This window comes from Caulobacter sp. GW821-FHT12A07 (assembly GCF_058807655.1).
Genome location: NZ_JBXAQX010000006.1, coordinates 63,040 through 77,441, shown reverse-complemented (window position 1 = coordinate 77,441; position 14,402 = coordinate 63,040). Strand labels below are relative to the sequence as shown.

Genomic DNA, 14,402 nt, shown 5'->3' with positions numbered 1-14,402 from the left:
AATCAAATAGGCTGGCTGCGCAAGCCGGCGAGCGGCGTTCGGCGGAAAAGGGGCGGGCGTTGGAACCTCGTGCGCATGCCAAAGGCCCGCCGGCTTCAGCCACGATCGCCGCCGATTACCCCCGGCTCAAGATCGTCACCTATGAGGCGGCGCCCGCCGTTTGATTCTAGGTCGTAGCGGATCGCGCGGCAATTGACCTTAGCTTCGCTCCAGGAATGCGACGTTCGTTTGTGGGCGTCTCGGCCGTTCATCCACCTCCTCGCCCAATGCCAAATCCTCTCAATAGCGTTGGCATGTTGAGCACCAGCTGCGCGTCCCTCACCACATCCAGCCGCAGCATGGCCGAGGCGCCCAGGCCATTGAGGAGATCGCTCATCGGCCCGCCATTGCGCGTCAAGGTCACGCCCTTAGGAAAGAGCTCCTGGGAATAGGACAGGGTGTTGGACTGCACGACCGTCTGGTTCCACTGGCCGTCGATCTGGTGGACCATCGTGCTGGCGCCCAGGCGCGACTGAGACGGCGCGTCGCGGAAAGCCGGCGCCGGCGCGTGAAGCACCAGGTCGGGAGAGCCGTCGGGAGCGGCGATACTGGCTTTCACCTCACTGCCGATCTCCACCGTGATCGGCGTCAGCCACTTGGGCAGCTGATAGCCTTGTATGCCACGCGTGCGCGCGATCTCGGTGGTGACCGGCAGAGCCAAAACGTGGGCGAAGAAGTTGCGACGCCGGATGTCGCCCAGGAGCTGGCCGACATGCGAGCCCGTGGCCCCCGGTCGGCGCACGACGACGGCGATCGAGACCTCGTCGTAGGGATCGTTGTCGCAGACGGCGTAGGAGAAGAAGGTCAGCGCCACCAGCCCCTTGCCCGGCAAGGGTCGTAGCGGCTCGAGCGGCGCAGGCAGGGCTGCGGCGAGCCGGTCGACCGGCGCCGTCATCAGAAGCTGCACGGAGCTGCTGCGGTAGTAGAAGTTCGGCGCCCAGACGGGGCCGACCCGCGAGGCGACCTTCTGCTTAGGGATCCGCCGGAAGAAGTCGATATTGCCCGCGGCCGGATCGCGCGCCACGACGTCGAGGTCGGGATTGGAGCGGAAACGATCGTAGTATCCGCCCTTGGGGACCTGGACCTGTTGGCCGCCGAACTCGACGTCCACGAATTGCTCAACCATGCGCTAAACCTTTTTGACGATGGGCCAAGAGCGATGGCGATCAGGCCACTGCCAGGCGCTGCGTCATCCAGCGCCGGTATCGGCGAGCGCTCTTCTTGGCCTGGAGCTGAGAGGTGATCAGAGCCCAGACGGGCGAGATGTTTGGGGCGGTGCGCCGCCGGCGGCTCAAGCGCACGAGCTGGTAGCGGACGGCGGCCATGTGCGCCGAAGAGGCGATGGGCTTGTTCTTCCAGGTGATGGGCCGCAGGCTGGGCGCGATGGCCTTGCCCTGCCGCCAAAGCGTGGGAAGGTTTGGCTCGATGGCCAACGCCGTGGCGATGCCGGCCATGGCCACGCCGCTGTCAACGACCGTCTGCGCCACCTCGCGCCGCTTGATGCCGCCGGTGACCATCAACGGCATAGCCGCGACCTTGCTGATCTCTTCGGCGAACTTCAGGAAATAGGCCTCGCGCGACAGGGTTCGCTCGTCGCGCGACGCGCCCATCATCGCCGGCGCCTCGTAACTGCCGCCTGACAGCTCGACGAGATCCACGACCATCCCGTTGAGCATCTCGACAACGGCTCGCGCATCCTCTGGCGAAAAGCCGCCGCGCTGGAAGTCCGCCGAGTTGAGCTTGACCGCCACGGCGAAGCCCGGCGTCACGGCCGCCCGCACTCCCCGCACGATGTCCAACAGCAGGCGCGCACGGTTTTCCAGGCTGCCGCCCCAGCGGTCCTGGCGATGATTGGCCAGGGGCGAGAGGAACTGGCTCAGCAGATAGCCGTGGGCGGCGTGGATCTCTACGCCGGTGAACCCAGCGCGCTCGGCCAGCACCGCCGTCGCCACGAACCGCCGCTCGACCTCGGCGATGTCGGACGGTGACATCTCGCGCGGGATTGGAAAGACCTTGGACTGGGCGCCCAGGTCCAGGGCGATCGCCGAAGGGGCCAAGGTTTCCTGACCGAGAGCCGCGGGCATCTGACGGCCGGGATGATTGATCTGCATCCACACCTGCCCGCCGCCCGACCGAGCCGCCGCGGCCCAGGTCCTGAAGCGGTCCAGGTGACGGTCATTCTCCAGCACCACGCCGGCCGGCCCGGTCATGGCGCGCGCATCGATCATTACGTTGCCGGTGATGAGGAGCCCCGCCTTACCTGCAGCCCAAGCCTGATAGAGGTTGATCAGCGCCTCGGAAGGCAGGTGGTCTCCATCGGCCATGTTCTCCTCCATCGCAGCCTTGGCGATGCGGTTGGGGATCACGGCGCCGTTGGGCAGGGTGAGCGGCGAAAACAGAGACATTAGCGGCTCCATGAAAAGCGTGGACCCAGCCCTAACCTTTAAGTTAGGTTTAGGGTCAACGTACTTTTTGGGCCCTACGGATGAACATCGGTGATCTCGCCAAGCGCACTGGCCTTACGCAGTCGCGCATTCGGTTCTACGAGCGGGAAGGTCTGCTCAGCACGGTGGAGCGCCGCCCGAACGGCTATCGCACCTACCCGAAAGACGCCGTTCTCGTGCTCGAGCTGATCGCCACCGCGCAAAAGGCGGGGTTCAGCCTCGACGAGATCCGAACTCTTCTCCCCTCCGATCTAGCAGACTGGAAGCACGACGCCCTCTTAACGGCGCTTCACACGCGCGTGTCCGACATCGAAGCCCTTGAGGTCCGCCTGGCCGAAACCAAGACCCAGCTTGTCGCGCTCATCTCTGGAATTGAAAGCAAACCCGAAGATCTGGACTGCGCCGCCAATGCGCGCCGGGTGCTTTCGAGCGTCTTGGGCAAGGAGATCGCGTCCGTTCCCACCGAGGAACCAAGTCGTCCTCAAGTGCGGCGTCGCACCCGCGCCTAGGCTGGACCCTTCTCGGACATTTGGAACGGACGCGGCCCCCTGCGCCAAGTCGGCCGATCGGATCGCCTAAGCCAACGCTGAGTTGGGCGCCGAGACCAGGCTCGGTTGGACGTCAGCAGATGAGCCGCCTGACCTGCGCCTGGGCTCTGTCGTCAGCGGAAGAATACGGCTGACCGGAGGGGCCGGGGGCCCTAACTGAAGCCATTGTCCCCGCTGGGGCGTGACCCGGCCGGCTAAACCCTATATATTCTCCTTCTGGAGAATGATTATGCGCAATACTCCCCGTCTCTACACGCCTGCGGAAGCTGCCGCCGTCAGCGGCTTGGGTCTCAAGGCGGTCAATAACCTGATCGACAAGCACATCGTCGATGTGGCGCGGCCGGGTGTCGGCGCGCGAGCGCCCAGGCGCTATCTGACCCATAGCCATCTGCTGTGTATGCGGCTGGAGCACTTCCTGGCCGGCAGCTTGCCGGTCGAGCGTCGGCAGCATCTGTTTGAGGTGGTGGTGGCTCAGCCGCATGCCCGAATGGTGAAGGCCAACAATGTGCTTCACGTCGACGTCGCCGAAGCTCGTAAAGAGGTCGAGGCCCGTGTACGGGACCTGGAGGAGGCCGAGTCGGCCATCCACCGCGACCCGCAGATTCTGGGCGGCGAGCCGGTGTTCAAGGGCACGCGCATCCCGGTCTATGGTGTCGTGGCGATGCTTGACGCTGGCGCCGAGCGACAAGATTTGCTGTCGGGCTATCCCAAGCTAGATGAACGCAAACTCGAGTTGGCCAAACTCTGGGCGAAGGCTCACCCCCGGCGCGGGCGCCCCAAGCGCTTGTCCGATCACGGCGTGAAATCCACCTCCAGCAAGCGGATCTCTCTCAAGAGTGATCCGCTGCGTAAGGCTTCCGGACCGGCGGGCGCTCGTTGAATTTCCTGATCGACGAGTGCCTGCACACCTCGCTGGTGGAGGTGGCGCAAGGCCGGGGACACGAAGCCACCCACGTCACCTGGCGCGGGATGGGTGGCATGCAGGACTGGAACCTGATGGAGCCCATCCGTCAGGAGTTCTTCACCTTCGTCACCAACAACGCCCGCGATTTCAGACGTCTCTACGCCGAAGCCGAGCTGCACGCAGGCCTGGTGATCATCGTCCCTCAGGTGCCGCCTGCTGAGCAGCGCATCCTCTTCGATGCGATCCTGGAGGAAATTGAGGGGCAAGATCTGCTGAACGAGGTTGTTGAGATCGCGCTCGATGATGGCGAGGCGCTGATTGAACGCTATCCCTTGCCTGTCGGTTGATTGGGGCAGGCCTGGTCCCGCACAGCGAAGGTTTGACTCTCCGGTAGAAACTCGCGCAAAGATTGTGCTCCTCGCAATCGTGAAGGGGCTAAGCGATGGCCGACTATTCAGCGCCAGAAATCGACGATTTCCCGCCGGGCGAGGCGATCGTGGGCATGCTCAAGCTTCTCGATCAGCTGTTTATCGAGATACTCGAGTATCGATGGCTGCTGCTGCCTGATCGCTTCTCGGGCGTGTTTGCCCGGGATGAGAGCGCGTTGCCCGCAGCGCTCGATGAAGCCCGGGGCCAGATCAAGGAACTCATCGATGCGATCCTGGCCTTCGTTGAGGTTGGCGCTTATCGAGCCCGGCTGCTCGACTACGGCCTGACCGGAGCCCCTCTGCGCTTCAAGTTGCAGGTCATCGAGTACGCCAACTTTCAGATCCCACCCGCCCGCAATCGCGCGCTGGAACGCGTCAGCGACCGGCGACGCTTGCGCCCCTGGGGCTACAGGAAGGTCGTGAAAGGCGCCTTGGCCGCGATCGACGGTCCGCTGGAATCGTTGACCAAGATGCTGGGCATCGGAGAGAGCGTCGTCGAGTTCAAGAAGGGCCTTGAGGTGCTGCTGGACCTTTGAGCGCCGTGAGGCGCGCTAACCGGCTGCCTTCCTAAGGGCTTCGATCCGCTCCAGAGCGATGGTTTCGGCGATTGCCTTCAGGGCGGCGACACGCTCTTCCAGCCAGTCCAGGTGCTCGGCCGAGATCTCATAGGTCTTGGAATAGCGCGCCTCGACATAGGCGCGACGGATCAGGTCGAACCCCTGGCGCTCGAACTTGTTGGAGCCGGGCCAGAGGCCGATCAGGCGCGCATCCATCGCCTCGGCGCGATCGCGCAGAAGGTTCAGGCGGTGGGTCTTTGCGCTGTAGAGCGTCAGGACCAGGATCAGGCCGTGGTAGAATTTCTCTGCCGCTTGGTGGAGGGAAAACGCCGCTTCCTTTGGGCTCCCGTCGGTGCGGTAAAAGCGAGCGCCCCTAAGGAACGCCGAGGCGCTCCGCATCCACTCTTCGTAGTAGCCTTTCGTTTCGCTGTAGGCGTCTTGAGGCGACAGCAGTTCGGGCTGTGAAAACGGAAATCCGTCTTCCTCGAAAAGCGTAACGCCGTCTCTGAGGATGTCCGTAAAGAAGTAGCGGCCCAGCCGCAGCTGCTCGTTCACGTCGTCGAGGCTGTGGACGATGAAGTTGGGTTGCGTGCGCAGGCGCTCGCCCGAAGCCAGCTCGCGCAGCAGGACATCGTCGGGCTTGCCCCAGAATTCCTCCAGGTCGGTCAGATCCTCATGATTGACCACCACCAGGATGTCGTAGTCGGAGAAGTAGCGGCCTTTCGGATCCTCGACCCAGTCGCCGCGCGCATAGCTGCCGAAAAGGATGATCTTGAGAAGCTTGCCCGCTCGAAAGCGCGGCATGGTTCGCCGGCTCAGCGCTTGGCGGAACCCCTCGCGCAACGTCTCGACCACGAAGTCGAGTTCCTTGCGCTTGCCGGCCGGCAGATGGTCGAGCGAGGTCTTCATGGGCTCCTGACGAGTACGCGTCCGCCGATCACACTCTGGTTCGGCGGCTAGGAAAAGAGTCTAGGGCAGGAAAGCGCCGACGTCGAAGGTCGAGCGCGTGGGCCGTCGGAAAACAAGGTGTGCGGATGCGTCGATCATTCCAGGTCCAGGCGGATATTCCGCATATATTTGCTCTATAGAGTGGCGCGGCGCATCCGAGCGCCCTCTGGATACCCGGGCGACCGCCAAGGTCGCGCCATCGGCGCTGCTTGTGTTCGACGCCCCGCTGACGAGTTCGCCGATCAGGCCCACGCCGCCCCGGACCAGCGCCTGGGCGGGATTGGGTCTGCATCAGTTGCGCTATGTCCTGGCCGCGGCTGAGCACGGCGGCTTCCGCCGCGCGGCGCGATCGCTGGGTGTCCAACAGTCGGCCGTCTCCCGGCGTATCCATGACCTTGAAGCCCGGCTTGGCGCCCGGATCTTCGATCGAGCGCCCTGCGGCGTGCGCTTGACCGCGGCCGGCGCGGATTTCGTCGCTGAGGCCAAGGCCGCCCTGGCGAGTCTGGATCGCGCCGTTGACCGCGCGGCGGAGCTCGGCCAGGCCGAGATGGGCGTCCTGCGTGTGGGCATGTTGGGCGGACTGGGTCCTGGTCCGCTGGACGACCTGATGCGCCGGCTGCTTGAGCGCGAACCGGATCTGCAAGTCGATCTCCTCGAAGCCGATGGCGAGCGATTGGCCAGCGCCTTGCTGCAAGACCATCTCGACATCGCCTTCATGATCGATCCGCCCGCCCGGCTAGACCGGCGCCTGGGTTGGCGCGAGCGCCTGGTGGTCGCCCTGCCGACCGGGCATCCGCTGGCCGCCAAGAGCGCCTTGGCCTGGGAGGATCTGGCCGGGCGCCGGCTGCTTTCCCCCACCGCGATCGCCCTGGCCGTCTCCCGGCTGGCGCGGCGGCGCGATCCCTCGGATCTGAACCTTCAGGCCCAGGCCGCGAGCGCGGCCGGCGTCGCGCGGCTGGTGGCGCTGGGCCAGGGATTTGCCCTGATCAACGAGACCGCCGCGCCTCGAGTCAACGGCGTGGTTTTCCGACCTTTGACCAGGGCGTTTCTGACTTTCAGGGCGATCGTCGGCAGGCGGGCGGACAAGCCGGCCCTGCGTCGGCTGCTCGACCTCTTGCCCGACGAGACCTAGCGGGCGGCGGCGACCGGCGTATCGAAGACGATATCGCGGGTCACGAGGATCGAGAGCGGTAGACCCGCGCGCAGAGACAGGGTCGGCTGGACATCGAGCTGGCGGCGCACGAGCTGCTCGCCGGTCTGATTGATGCTGCCTTGCAGCCCTTCGCGGATCGCCTGGGTGACCTCGCCCTCGCTGTCGCTGCCAAGCTCGGCGCCGACGCCCAGCAAGGTCGATAGCAGGGCGGCCTTGGTCGTCTCGCCCCAATGGGCGTCGATCCGATCCGACAGGCCCGCGCGGCCGGCCGCGTCGCCGGCGACCAACCGGTCAAGCTGCAGCGAGCGTCCATCGGGAAGAAGGAGGCGGTCCCACGCCAGCAGGACGCGACGCTGGCCGAAGGCGACGCGCGTCTCATAGGTTCCCAGGAGCTTGGAGCCTTGAGGGATGAGAACCTCTCGGCCCGTCAGGCTGTCATAGACGTTGCGGGTGACCTGCGCCGCCACCGGACCCGGCAGATCCGAGCTCACCGCTGTCTGCAGGGCGGCGGGGATCACCGTATGCGCCTGCAGGATCCGGCGTCCGGCCGGTGGCTCTAGGCGAAAGCCGCTCACCGTCGAGCCAGCCCGGCGGTCGAGGAAGGCCTGCCGAGGATCGCTGGGCTGCGCCTGGGGCGATGGCGACGCGAGCAACGGCGCTGGAAGCGAGATCGAAGGCATGGTGAGCGCCGGCGCTGACGCGTTGGCCGCCGGCGCCGATCGCGGGGCCTGGCCGGTGAACAGGCTCGCTGTGCGGGCGCTGTCGGCGACGGATCGTTGCGCGCCCTCGGTGGAGCTGCTCGACGAACCGGCGCCCGGGCCCATCGCCGGGGGCGCTGCGTCTACGCCCTTGGCTTGGGCGGCAAGAATGGGTCGCCCCAGATCGCCGGGCAAGGGCGGCCCCAGCCGAGGCACGTCCCCATAGGTCTTGGGCGCATCGGCCATGGCCGCCAGCGGCGGCTTGGCGTCGGGCTCTTCGATCGGGATCTCCACCGGCTTTGGCGTTCGGCCGTGCAGGGCCACCGCCAAGGCGACGGCGATCGCCACGACCGCCACGCCGCTGGTCACGAGGATCACCGGTCGCGAGAGCCGCGCCACGCGCGGCGGCGCGGCCCGCAGCCTGACCGTCTCCTCCGCGCGCTCATCCGCCGGCCGGTTCATCGGTCCCGGGCTCCGATGCGCTCGATGCGCTCGATGCGCACGCGGCGAGCCTTGCGCTTGTCGCCCAGGCGCAGCTCGGCGCGATCGAGCAGGCGGTCGGTGATCATCCGTCGCCCTTCGATCCGATAGTTGACGAGCGCGGGGCGGCCGGCGGCGTCCAACACGAACAGCGGCGGCAGTTCGCCAGCGGCGATGGACGAGGAGAAGACGAGCACGGTCTTGCGCCCGTCATCGAAGACCTGCTGCGGGCGCCAGTCGACCTTGTCTCCGGAAATCCTGTAGTCGAACGACAAGGCCGCCAAGTCTACCGGCGGCGGCGCGGACTTAGGCGGTGGCGCGACGGGCGCTGGCGGCGAGGTGCTCGGCTTGGCCAGCGCGATCAGCGCGCTCTTGGGATAGGTCCAAGCGACAGACGCCATGTAGGTCGCGGGCGTGGCGCGCAGTTCGACATAGTAGGTGCGCCGGTCGGTGTTGATGATCAGATTGGTGATCAGCCCGCTCTGGGCCGGCTTGACCAGCACATGCACGCGCCGCCGCTCGCCGAGGCCGCTCTCGGTGTCGCCGATGATCCAGCGCACGGTGTCGCCGGCCGCGATCGGCCCAGATCCGATCAGGCTTTCGCCCTCCTCCAGGACGATGTCGGTCACGCGTCCTGGAGCGGCGTAGATCTGGTAGAGCCCGCCATCGCGCCAGGCGAACGTCTGGACAGCGCCTTGGAAGGTGTCGAGTTGCGGCTGGACACGCGCGGCGGCGTTGGCCGCGGCGATCGGGCGGCGCGGATCGGCCTGCGCGGCCGGCGTGCTCGCCATGGCTGTGATCGCCACGACCATGGGCGTCAGGATCGGGGTCGGCATGCGCATCAGGCCATCTCCTTGGACCAGTCGATCGCGTCGACGTAGACGCCGAGCGGGTTCTTCTTGAGGTGTTCGGCGTTGCGGGCCGGGCGATGGATCACGGTCAGGGTCGCGGCCCAGCGTTCGGTCGCCGACAGCTTGCCGTCCTGATATCGGCGCTCGACCCATTCGACCCGGAAGCTGGTCGGCGAGACCTTTAGCGTGTTGGCGATCTCCACCGAGACCTGCTCCTTGCCAACCCGCAGGAAGGGATCGTCGGCCTGGGCGTAGGCGCTGAGGGCGCGGGCCCCTTTGGCGCTGGTCACCCCATAGGCCGACAACCAGTTCTGGCGCACGACGATCGGGTCGGCCGACACCGACCGCACTTCCTGGATGAAGCGTTCGAGCCGCGCGGCGATCATGAAATCAGAGGGCTTGAAGTCGGCGTCCGCCGGCGCGACCGCACGGGCTTCGCCTCGCCGATCGACCTCGACGATCCAGGGCGTGATCTGGCCGCGCGCGCCCTGCCACACGAGCCCCGTCGCCAGCACCGCGATCACCCCGGCCTCGACCAGAGCCAGGCGCCAGACGCGACGGCCATTGATCGCGATCCTGCCTTCGCGGTCGTCCCAGTCCTGGCGCGCCCGCCGATAGGGCGTGTCGAGTTCGGGCGTCGCGCCGTATCGCACCTCAGGGCGCTTGAACATCGCTCTTAGTCTCCTTCCGAGAGATCGACCGACGCACCGCCGCCGCTCTGGCCGGACGAGGCCGCGTGGCTGGCGGCCGAAGCGCCGTGGGCGACGGCCTGGCCGCGGTTCATGCGCCGCGCCCAGCCAGGCGGCCGCGTTGCAGACCGCGGGCCGTCTTGCCCGGCCGTCGATCCGCTCGTCTGCTGGGCGCGCGCGGCGGCGAAACGGCCGCCAAGATCCTGAGCCAGGCGCCGCAGGGGGCTGGCCGCGCCGCTCGCGGCGGCCTTGACCAAACCCATCGCGCCCCCGCTTTGGGCCGCGCCGGTCGCCGCCCCCGCCAGGCTCGCGCCGCCGCGCGCCGCCCCCATCGCCAGGCCCGCCGCGCCGCCCGCCGCCATGCCCGCCAGAGCGCCGCCGGCCAGTAGGGCGCCGCCGGCCGCGGCCCCAGCGCCCACGGCCGCTCCAGCCGAAAGCTGGGGGCCGCCCGCGATCAGGCCGCTGGCGATCCCGGGGGCGAAGAGCCCCAGGCCAAGCAGGCACAGCGAGGCCAGCACCACGGCCAGGGCCTCCTCGATCGTCGGCTGGCTGGAGGCGAAGCCGGCGGTGAATTGCGCAAACAGCGTCGAGCCGATGCCGACCACGACGGCCAGCACCATGACCTTCACGCCGGAGGCCACGACCGCCCCGAGCACGCGCTCGGCGAGGAAGGCGGTCTTGCCAAAGAGCCCCCAGGGCATCAGCACGAAGCCGCACAGGGTCGTCAGCTTGAACTCGATCAGCGTCACGAAGAGCTGGACCGCCAGGACGAAGAAGCTCAGCACGACGATCAGCCAGGCCACCAGCAGGATGGCGATCTGGATGAAATTCTCGAAGAAGGCGACGTAGCCCATCAGGCCCGAAATGCTCTCCAGCAGCGGGCGGCCAGCATCGATCCCAGCCTGGGCGACGCGGCCGGGACGAAGAAGGTCGGCGGCGGCGAACCCGGTCCCGGACGCCTTCAGGCCAAGGCCCGCGAAGCTCTCGAAGATGATCCTGGCCAGGGCGTTCCAGTTGCCGATCAGATAGGCGAAGGCCCCGATGAAGAGCGTCTTGCGGATCAGGCGCGCGATGACGTCCTCGCCTTCGCCCAGGCTCCAGAAGACCGCGGCCAGGGTGACGTCGATGACGATCAGGGTCGTGGCGACGAACGCCACCTCGCCGCCGAGCAGGCCAAACCCGGAGTCGATATAGGCGGTGAAGACGCCCAGGAAGCGGTCGATGACGCCTGGCCCTTCCATCAGCGCGTGGCCTCCGCCCCGCCCAGGAAGCGTGTGCGCGCATCGGCCCAGGCCTTCAGGCAGGTCGGCTCTTGCGCGCCTGCCGCGCCGAGCGCCTGGCATCGCGCCAGTTCGGCCTGGTGGACCTTGGGATAGGCGGGCGCGGCGATTACCTGCGCCCGCGCCGGCGGCGGGGCGGGCGTCTTGCGTCCGGCCTCGAGCACGGTGACCAGAACGACCAGGGCGGCTAGGCCGATCGCGCCCAGGCGGAAAGCCAGGCGCGCGCTCATGGCTGGTTGAACATCTTGGCCGAGCCGGGCTGATAGCCGGTTCCAGGCGTCAGGAAGCGCCGAAGCTGCTCGCGGGCCTGGTCCTGGGCGGCCGCGCGCTGCGCCGCCTCCAGGGTTTGGGCCCGGCCCGAGGCGGCCAGCAGGGTGATCAGGTCCGAAAGCTGCTGAGACTGTAGCGCGAGAAGCTGGTTGCCCGCCTGCGCGGCCTGCAGAGCGCCACTTGCCGATTGGCTGGCGCTCACCAGGACGCTCATCTCCGAACGGGCCTGGTCGAGATTGCCAACGACGCCGGCCTGCACCTTCAAGGCGTCTTGGAAGGCGCCTACGCTGTTGGCCCACCGCGTTCGGGCGTCGGCCACCAGGTCAAGATCGCCGGCGCTCAGATTGGCAGGGCGATAGGCGGCCTTGAACGCCGTCTCGATATCGCTGACCCGCATCGCCAGGCCCTTGGCCTCGTCGACCAGGGCGCGGGTGCGCTGCAACTGGTTCTGCAGCGTATCCAGCGCCGAGTAGGGCAGCGTGGTCAGGTTGCGGGCCTGGTTGACGAGCGACTGGGCCTGGTTCTGCAGGCTGGTGATCTGGTTGTTGATCTGTTGCAGCGAGCGGGTCGCGGTCAGCAGGTTCTGGGCGTAGTTGGACGGGTCGAAGACCGTGAACTGCGCGAGCGCGACGGCCGGAGCCGACGCGAGGACGCCGACCGCTAGCAGCAGCCGGCGACGAGCAAGGCGCGGGGTCATGACAGAATCTCCTGTGGCAGGGTCGAGAGAAGGTCGGCCGCCCAGTCGAGCCCCCGCTCCACGAGCCAAGCCTGCGCGAAGCCGTCAGGACCGGCGCTGGCCAGGACATGGTCCATGGCGGCGTGATCGCTCTTTGAAGACGCCGCGGCGAAGGCCAGGGCCACTTCGCCCAGCCCCAGCTCGAAGAGGCGGTCGCCCACCGGCGACTGGCAGTAGTAGTCGCGCTTGGGCGTGGCCCGGGCGAGGATTTCGATCTGCCGGGCGTTGAGGCCGAAGCTCCGGTAGACCTCGGCGATCTGCGGTTCCAGAGCCCGGGCGTTGGGCAGGAATAGGCGCGTGGGGCAGCTTTCGATGATCGCCGGCGCGATCGTGCTGCCCTCGATGTCGGCCAGGGATTGGGTGGCGAAGACGACGCTGGCGTTCTTCTTGCGCAGGGTCTTGAGCCACTCGCGCACCTGGCCGGCGAACAGCGGATCATCCAGCGCCAGCCAGCCTTCGTCGATGATCACCAGGGTCGGCCGACCGTCCAGCCGCGCCTCGATGCGGTGGAAAAGATAGGCCAGCACCGCCGCCGCGCCGGGCGTGCCGACCAGCCCCTCGATCTCGTAGGCTTCCAGATCGGCGACGCCGAGACTCTCATGATCGGCGTCCAGCAGCCGGCCCGCCGGTCCGCCCAGACAGTAGGGCGACAACGCCAGCTTCAGCGGCGCGTCCTGAAGAAGCGCCGCCAGCCCCGTCAGGCTTCGCTGATCGAGCGGTGTGCTGGCCAGGGCCTCCAGAGCCGACCATAGGTGCTGGCGCCCTTCGGGGCCCGGCGCGGCGTTCTCACGGGTGAGCAGGGCCGTGAGCCAGTCGAGCGCCCAAGCCCGTTCGGCCAGATTATCGACGCGCGCCAGCGGCTGGAGAGCGGGCGCGCCGTCCGCGCCCAGATCATGGAACCGTCCGGCCATGGCCAGCACCGCGGCCCGGATCGAGCCCCCGAAGTCGAAGGCGAAGATCTGGGCGCCGGCGTAGCGGCGAAACGATAGGGCGAGGACGGCCAGCAGCACCGACTTGCCCGCCCCGGTTGGTCCCACCACCAGGGCATGGCCGACATCGCCGACGTGGAGCGAAAGCCGGAAGGGCGTGGAGCCGTCGGTGCGCGCCTGGAGCAGCGGCGGGCCGCCAAGGTGCGCGTCGCCGTGTGGCCCGGCCCACACCGCCGAGAGCGGCATCATGTGGGCGAGGTTGACCGTGGAAATCGGCGGCTGACGGACGTTGGCGTAGACTTGGCCTGGCAGACTACCAAGCCAGGCCTCCACGGCGTTCAGGCTTTCGGGGATGACCGTGAAGTCCCGTCCTTGGATGACCTTCTCGACGAGACGAAGCTTGTCATTGGCCACCTTTGGGTCGGCGTCCCAGACCACCACGCTTGCGGTGACGAAGGCCTGGGCGACGTCATCGGCCCCCAGATCCTGCAGAGCCGCATCAGCGTCGGCGGCCTTGTTGGCTGCATCAGTGTCGACCAGCGAGGAGGCCTCGTTGGTCATCACCTCCTTGAGAATGGCGCTGATCGACTTGCGCTTGGCGAACCATTGCCTGCGGATCTTCGAGAGCAGTTTCACCGCGTCGGTCTTGTCGAGCATCAGCGCCCGCGTCGACCAGCGGTAAGGAATGGCCAGCCGGTTCAGCTCGTCGAGAATTCCGGGGAAGGTCACGCTCGGAAAGCCGATCACGCTGAGCACCCGCAGGTGCTGGTCGCCCAGGCGTGGCTCCAGACCGCCGATCAGCGGCTGGGTGGCCAAGAGCACGTCCAGGTGCATCGGCGTCTCGGGCACGCGAACCGTCTGGCGCGTGGTGGAGACCGCGCCGTGCAGGAAAGTCAGCGTCGCCGCATCGTCCAGCCAGGCGGCCAGGGGCATGAAGCCCTCGATCAGCTGCAGAACGCGATCCGTCCGCTGAATGAAGCCTTGGACCTCCTCCCAGGCGTCGGGTCCTCGTGAGGCCCGTCCCTCGAACATCAGCGCCCCCAGGCGCGAGACGTCCTCGGCGGGTGGGCGCCAGACGAAGGTCAGGTAGTAGCGGGACTCAAAGTGTGATCCGTCCTCGGCGAACTGTTCGCGCCGCTCCAGATCCACCAGCGCCGAAACCCGATCGGGAAATCGGCTCGCGGCGTAGCTGGGCGCCGGATCCCGTCTGGCCTCGACGAACAGCGCCCATCCCGAACCGAGCCGGCGCAGGGCGTTGTTCAGCCGCGCCGTCGTCGCCGTCAGCTCGGCCAGGGTGGCGCTGTCGAGATCCGGGCCGCGAAAGCGGGCGGTCCGCTGAAGACTACCGTCCTTGTTGAGAACGACCCCTTCTGCGACCAGCGCCGCCCACGGCAGAAAATCGGCCAGGGCCGGGGTCCGGTCGCCATAGGCCTTGAGCGCCATCATCG

At 67.4% G+C, this 14,402-nt stretch carries 15 protein-coding genes; 5 read left to right on the top strand and 10 right to left on the bottom strand.

What is annotated here, in order from left to right; genetic code table 11:
• Window positions 1–247: 247 nt before the first annotated feature.
• Together AC1RRS_RS14045 and AC1RRS_RS14040 are read right to left on the bottom strand one after the other, a co-directional pair.
• Window positions 248–1,165: a hypothetical protein gene (locus AC1RRS_RS14045; protein ID WP_492855690.1), complete on the bottom strand. Its 918-nt coding sequence runs from the start codon at window positions 1,163–1,165 to the stop codon at window positions 248–250.
• Between the two features lie 40 nt (window positions 1,166–1,205).
• A complete protein-coding gene (locus tag AC1RRS_RS14040; protein ID WP_492855688.1) occupies window positions 1,206–2,444 on the bottom strand; it encodes an NADH:flavin oxidoreductase/NADH oxidase family protein in 1,239 nt (412 codons plus the stop codon).
• An 80-nt stretch (window positions 2,445–2,524) separates the two neighbouring features.
• Between AC1RRS_RS14040 and AC1RRS_RS14035 the strand changes: the two genes are divergently transcribed.
• The 4 genes from AC1RRS_RS14035 to AC1RRS_RS14020 all read left to right on the top strand — a co-directional run bounded on the left by AC1RRS_RS14035 (window position 2,525) and on the right by AC1RRS_RS14020 (window position 4,899).
• Window positions 2,525–2,992, top strand: coding sequence for a MerR family transcriptional regulator (locus AC1RRS_RS14035; protein WP_492855687.1), 468 nt, complete (start codon window positions 2,525–2,527; stop codon window positions 2,990–2,992).
• 268 nt (window positions 2,993–3,260) lie between these two features.
• Window positions 3,261–3,911: a DUF433 domain-containing protein gene (locus AC1RRS_RS14030; RefSeq protein WP_492855686.1), complete on the top strand. Its 651-nt coding sequence runs from the start codon at window positions 3,261–3,263 to the stop codon at window positions 3,909–3,911.
• On the top strand, window positions 3,908–4,282 hold the full coding sequence (locus tag AC1RRS_RS14025; protein WP_492855685.1) for a DUF5615 family PIN-like protein: 375 nt from the start codon (window positions 3,908–3,910) through the stop codon (window positions 4,280–4,282). Before AC1RRS_RS14030 ends, AC1RRS_RS14025 begins: the two co-directional genes overlap by 4 nt.
• A 95-nt stretch (window positions 4,283–4,377) precedes the next feature.
• Window positions 4,378–4,899 (top strand): hypothetical protein, encoded by a 522-nt coding sequence (locus AC1RRS_RS14020; RefSeq protein WP_492855684.1) that lies wholly within the window; start codon window positions 4,378–4,380, stop codon window positions 4,897–4,899.
• Window positions 4,900–4,914: 15 nt separating this feature from the next.
• Here AC1RRS_RS14020 and AC1RRS_RS14015 read toward each other — a convergent pair whose 3' ends face one another.
• Window positions 4,915–5,829 carry a HEPN domain-containing protein gene (locus AC1RRS_RS14015; RefSeq protein ID WP_492855683.1) on the bottom strand — a complete coding sequence of 305 codons (915 nt, stop codon included), beginning with the start codon at window positions 5,827–5,829 and terminating at the stop codon, window positions 4,915–4,917.
• 250 nt (window positions 5,830–6,079) lie between these two features.
• On the opposite strand from AC1RRS_RS14015, the gene AC1RRS_RS14010 reads away from it, so the two are divergent.
• Entirely contained in the window at window positions 6,080–7,000 is a 921-nt protein-coding gene (locus AC1RRS_RS14010) for a LysR family transcriptional regulator (protein WP_492855682.1), read from the top strand.
• On the opposite strand, the gene AC1RRS_RS14005 is transcribed toward AC1RRS_RS14010, so the two are convergent.
• From AC1RRS_RS14005 to trbE, 7 genes are read right to left on the bottom strand one after another with little or no spacing between them, the layout of a single operon-like run.
• Entirely contained in the window at window positions 6,997–8,181 is a 1,185-nt protein-coding gene (locus AC1RRS_RS14005; RefSeq protein WP_492855680.1) for a TraB/TrbI/VirB10 family type IV secretion system protein, read from the bottom strand. The genes AC1RRS_RS14010 and AC1RRS_RS14005 overlap by 4 nt on opposite strands.
• Entirely contained in the window at window positions 8,178–9,041 is an 864-nt protein-coding gene (gene trbG, locus AC1RRS_RS14000) for a P-type conjugative transfer protein TrbG (RefSeq protein WP_492855679.1), read from the bottom strand. The genes AC1RRS_RS14005 and trbG overlap by 4 nt, the downstream gene beginning before the upstream one ends.
• Window positions 9,041–9,721: a conjugal transfer protein TrbF gene (gene trbF, locus AC1RRS_RS13995; protein WP_492855678.1), complete on the bottom strand. Its 681-nt coding sequence runs from the start codon at window positions 9,719–9,721 to the stop codon at window positions 9,041–9,043. Before trbF ends, trbG begins: the two co-directional genes overlap by 1 nt.
• Before the next feature lie 5 nt (window positions 9,722–9,726).
• Window positions 9,727–10,980 (bottom strand): P-type conjugative transfer protein TrbL, encoded by a 1,254-nt coding sequence (trbL, locus tag AC1RRS_RS13990; protein WP_492855677.1) that lies wholly within the window; start codon window positions 10,978–10,980, stop codon window positions 9,727–9,729.
• Entirely contained in the window at window positions 10,980–11,249 is a 270-nt protein-coding gene (trbK-alt, locus tag AC1RRS_RS13985; RefSeq protein WP_492855676.1) for a putative entry exclusion protein TrbK-alt, read from the bottom strand. Before trbK-alt ends, trbL begins: the two co-directional genes overlap by 1 nt.
• The gene (trbJ, locus tag AC1RRS_RS13980; RefSeq protein WP_492855674.1) at window positions 11,246–11,986 is read right to left on the bottom strand and encodes a P-type conjugative transfer protein TrbJ; all 741 of its coding nucleotides are present in this window, start codon (window positions 11,984–11,986) and stop codon (window positions 11,246–11,248) included. Before trbJ ends, trbK-alt begins: the two co-directional genes overlap by 4 nt.
• Window positions 11,983–14,400, bottom strand: coding sequence for a conjugal transfer protein TrbE (trbE, locus tag AC1RRS_RS13975; RefSeq protein WP_492855673.1), 2,418 nt, complete (start codon window positions 14,398–14,400; stop codon window positions 11,983–11,985). Before trbE ends, trbJ begins: the two co-directional genes overlap by 4 nt.
• Window positions 14,401–14,402: the final 2 nt, after the last annotated feature.

Coding starts and splice junctions, on each gene's coding strand:
- AC1RRS_RS14045 (WP_492855690.1), bottom strand. CDS start 1,165: ATGGTTGAGCAATTCGTGGACGTCGAGTTCGGCGGCCAACAGGTCCAG.
- AC1RRS_RS14040 (WP_492855688.1), bottom strand. CDS start 2,444: ATGTCTCTGTTTTCGCCGCTCACCCTGCCCAACGGCGCCGTGATCCCC.
- AC1RRS_RS14035 (WP_492855687.1), top strand. CDS start 2,525: ATGAACATCGGTGATCTCGCCAAGCGCACTGGCCTTACGCAGTCGCGC.
- AC1RRS_RS14030 (WP_492855686.1), top strand. CDS start 3,261: ATGCGCAATACTCCCCGTCTCTACACGCCTGCGGAAGCTGCCGCCGTC.
- AC1RRS_RS14020 (WP_492855684.1), top strand. CDS start 4,378: ATGGCCGACTATTCAGCGCCAGAAATCGACGATTTCCCGCCGGGCGAG.
- AC1RRS_RS14015 (WP_492855683.1), bottom strand. CDS start 5,829: ATGAAGACCTCGCTCGACCATCTGCCGGCCGGCAAGCGCAAGGAACTC.
- AC1RRS_RS14005 (WP_492855680.1), bottom strand. CDS start 8,181: ATGAACCGGCCGGCGGATGAGCGCGCGGAGGAGACGGTCAGGCTGCGG.
- trbG (WP_492855679.1), bottom strand. CDS start 9,041: ATGCGCATGCCGACCCCGATCCTGACGCCCATGGTCGTGGCGATCACA.
- trbF (WP_492855678.1), bottom strand. CDS start 9,721: ATGTTCAAGCGCCCTGAGGTGCGATACGGCGCGACGCCCGAACTCGAC.
- trbL (WP_492855677.1), bottom strand. CDS start 10,980: ATGGAAGGGCCAGGCGTCATCGACCGCTTCCTGGGCGTCTTCACCGCC.
- trbK-alt (WP_492855676.1), bottom strand. CDS start 11,249: ATGAGCGCGCGCCTGGCTTTCCGCCTGGGCGCGATCGGCCTAGCCGCC.
- trbJ (WP_492855674.1), bottom strand. CDS start 11,986: ATGACCCCGCGCCTTGCTCGTCGCCGGCTGCTGCTAGCGGTCGGCGTC.
- trbE (WP_492855673.1), bottom strand. CDS start 14,400: ATGATGGCGCTCAAGGCCTATGGCGACCGGACCCCGGCCCTGGCCGAT.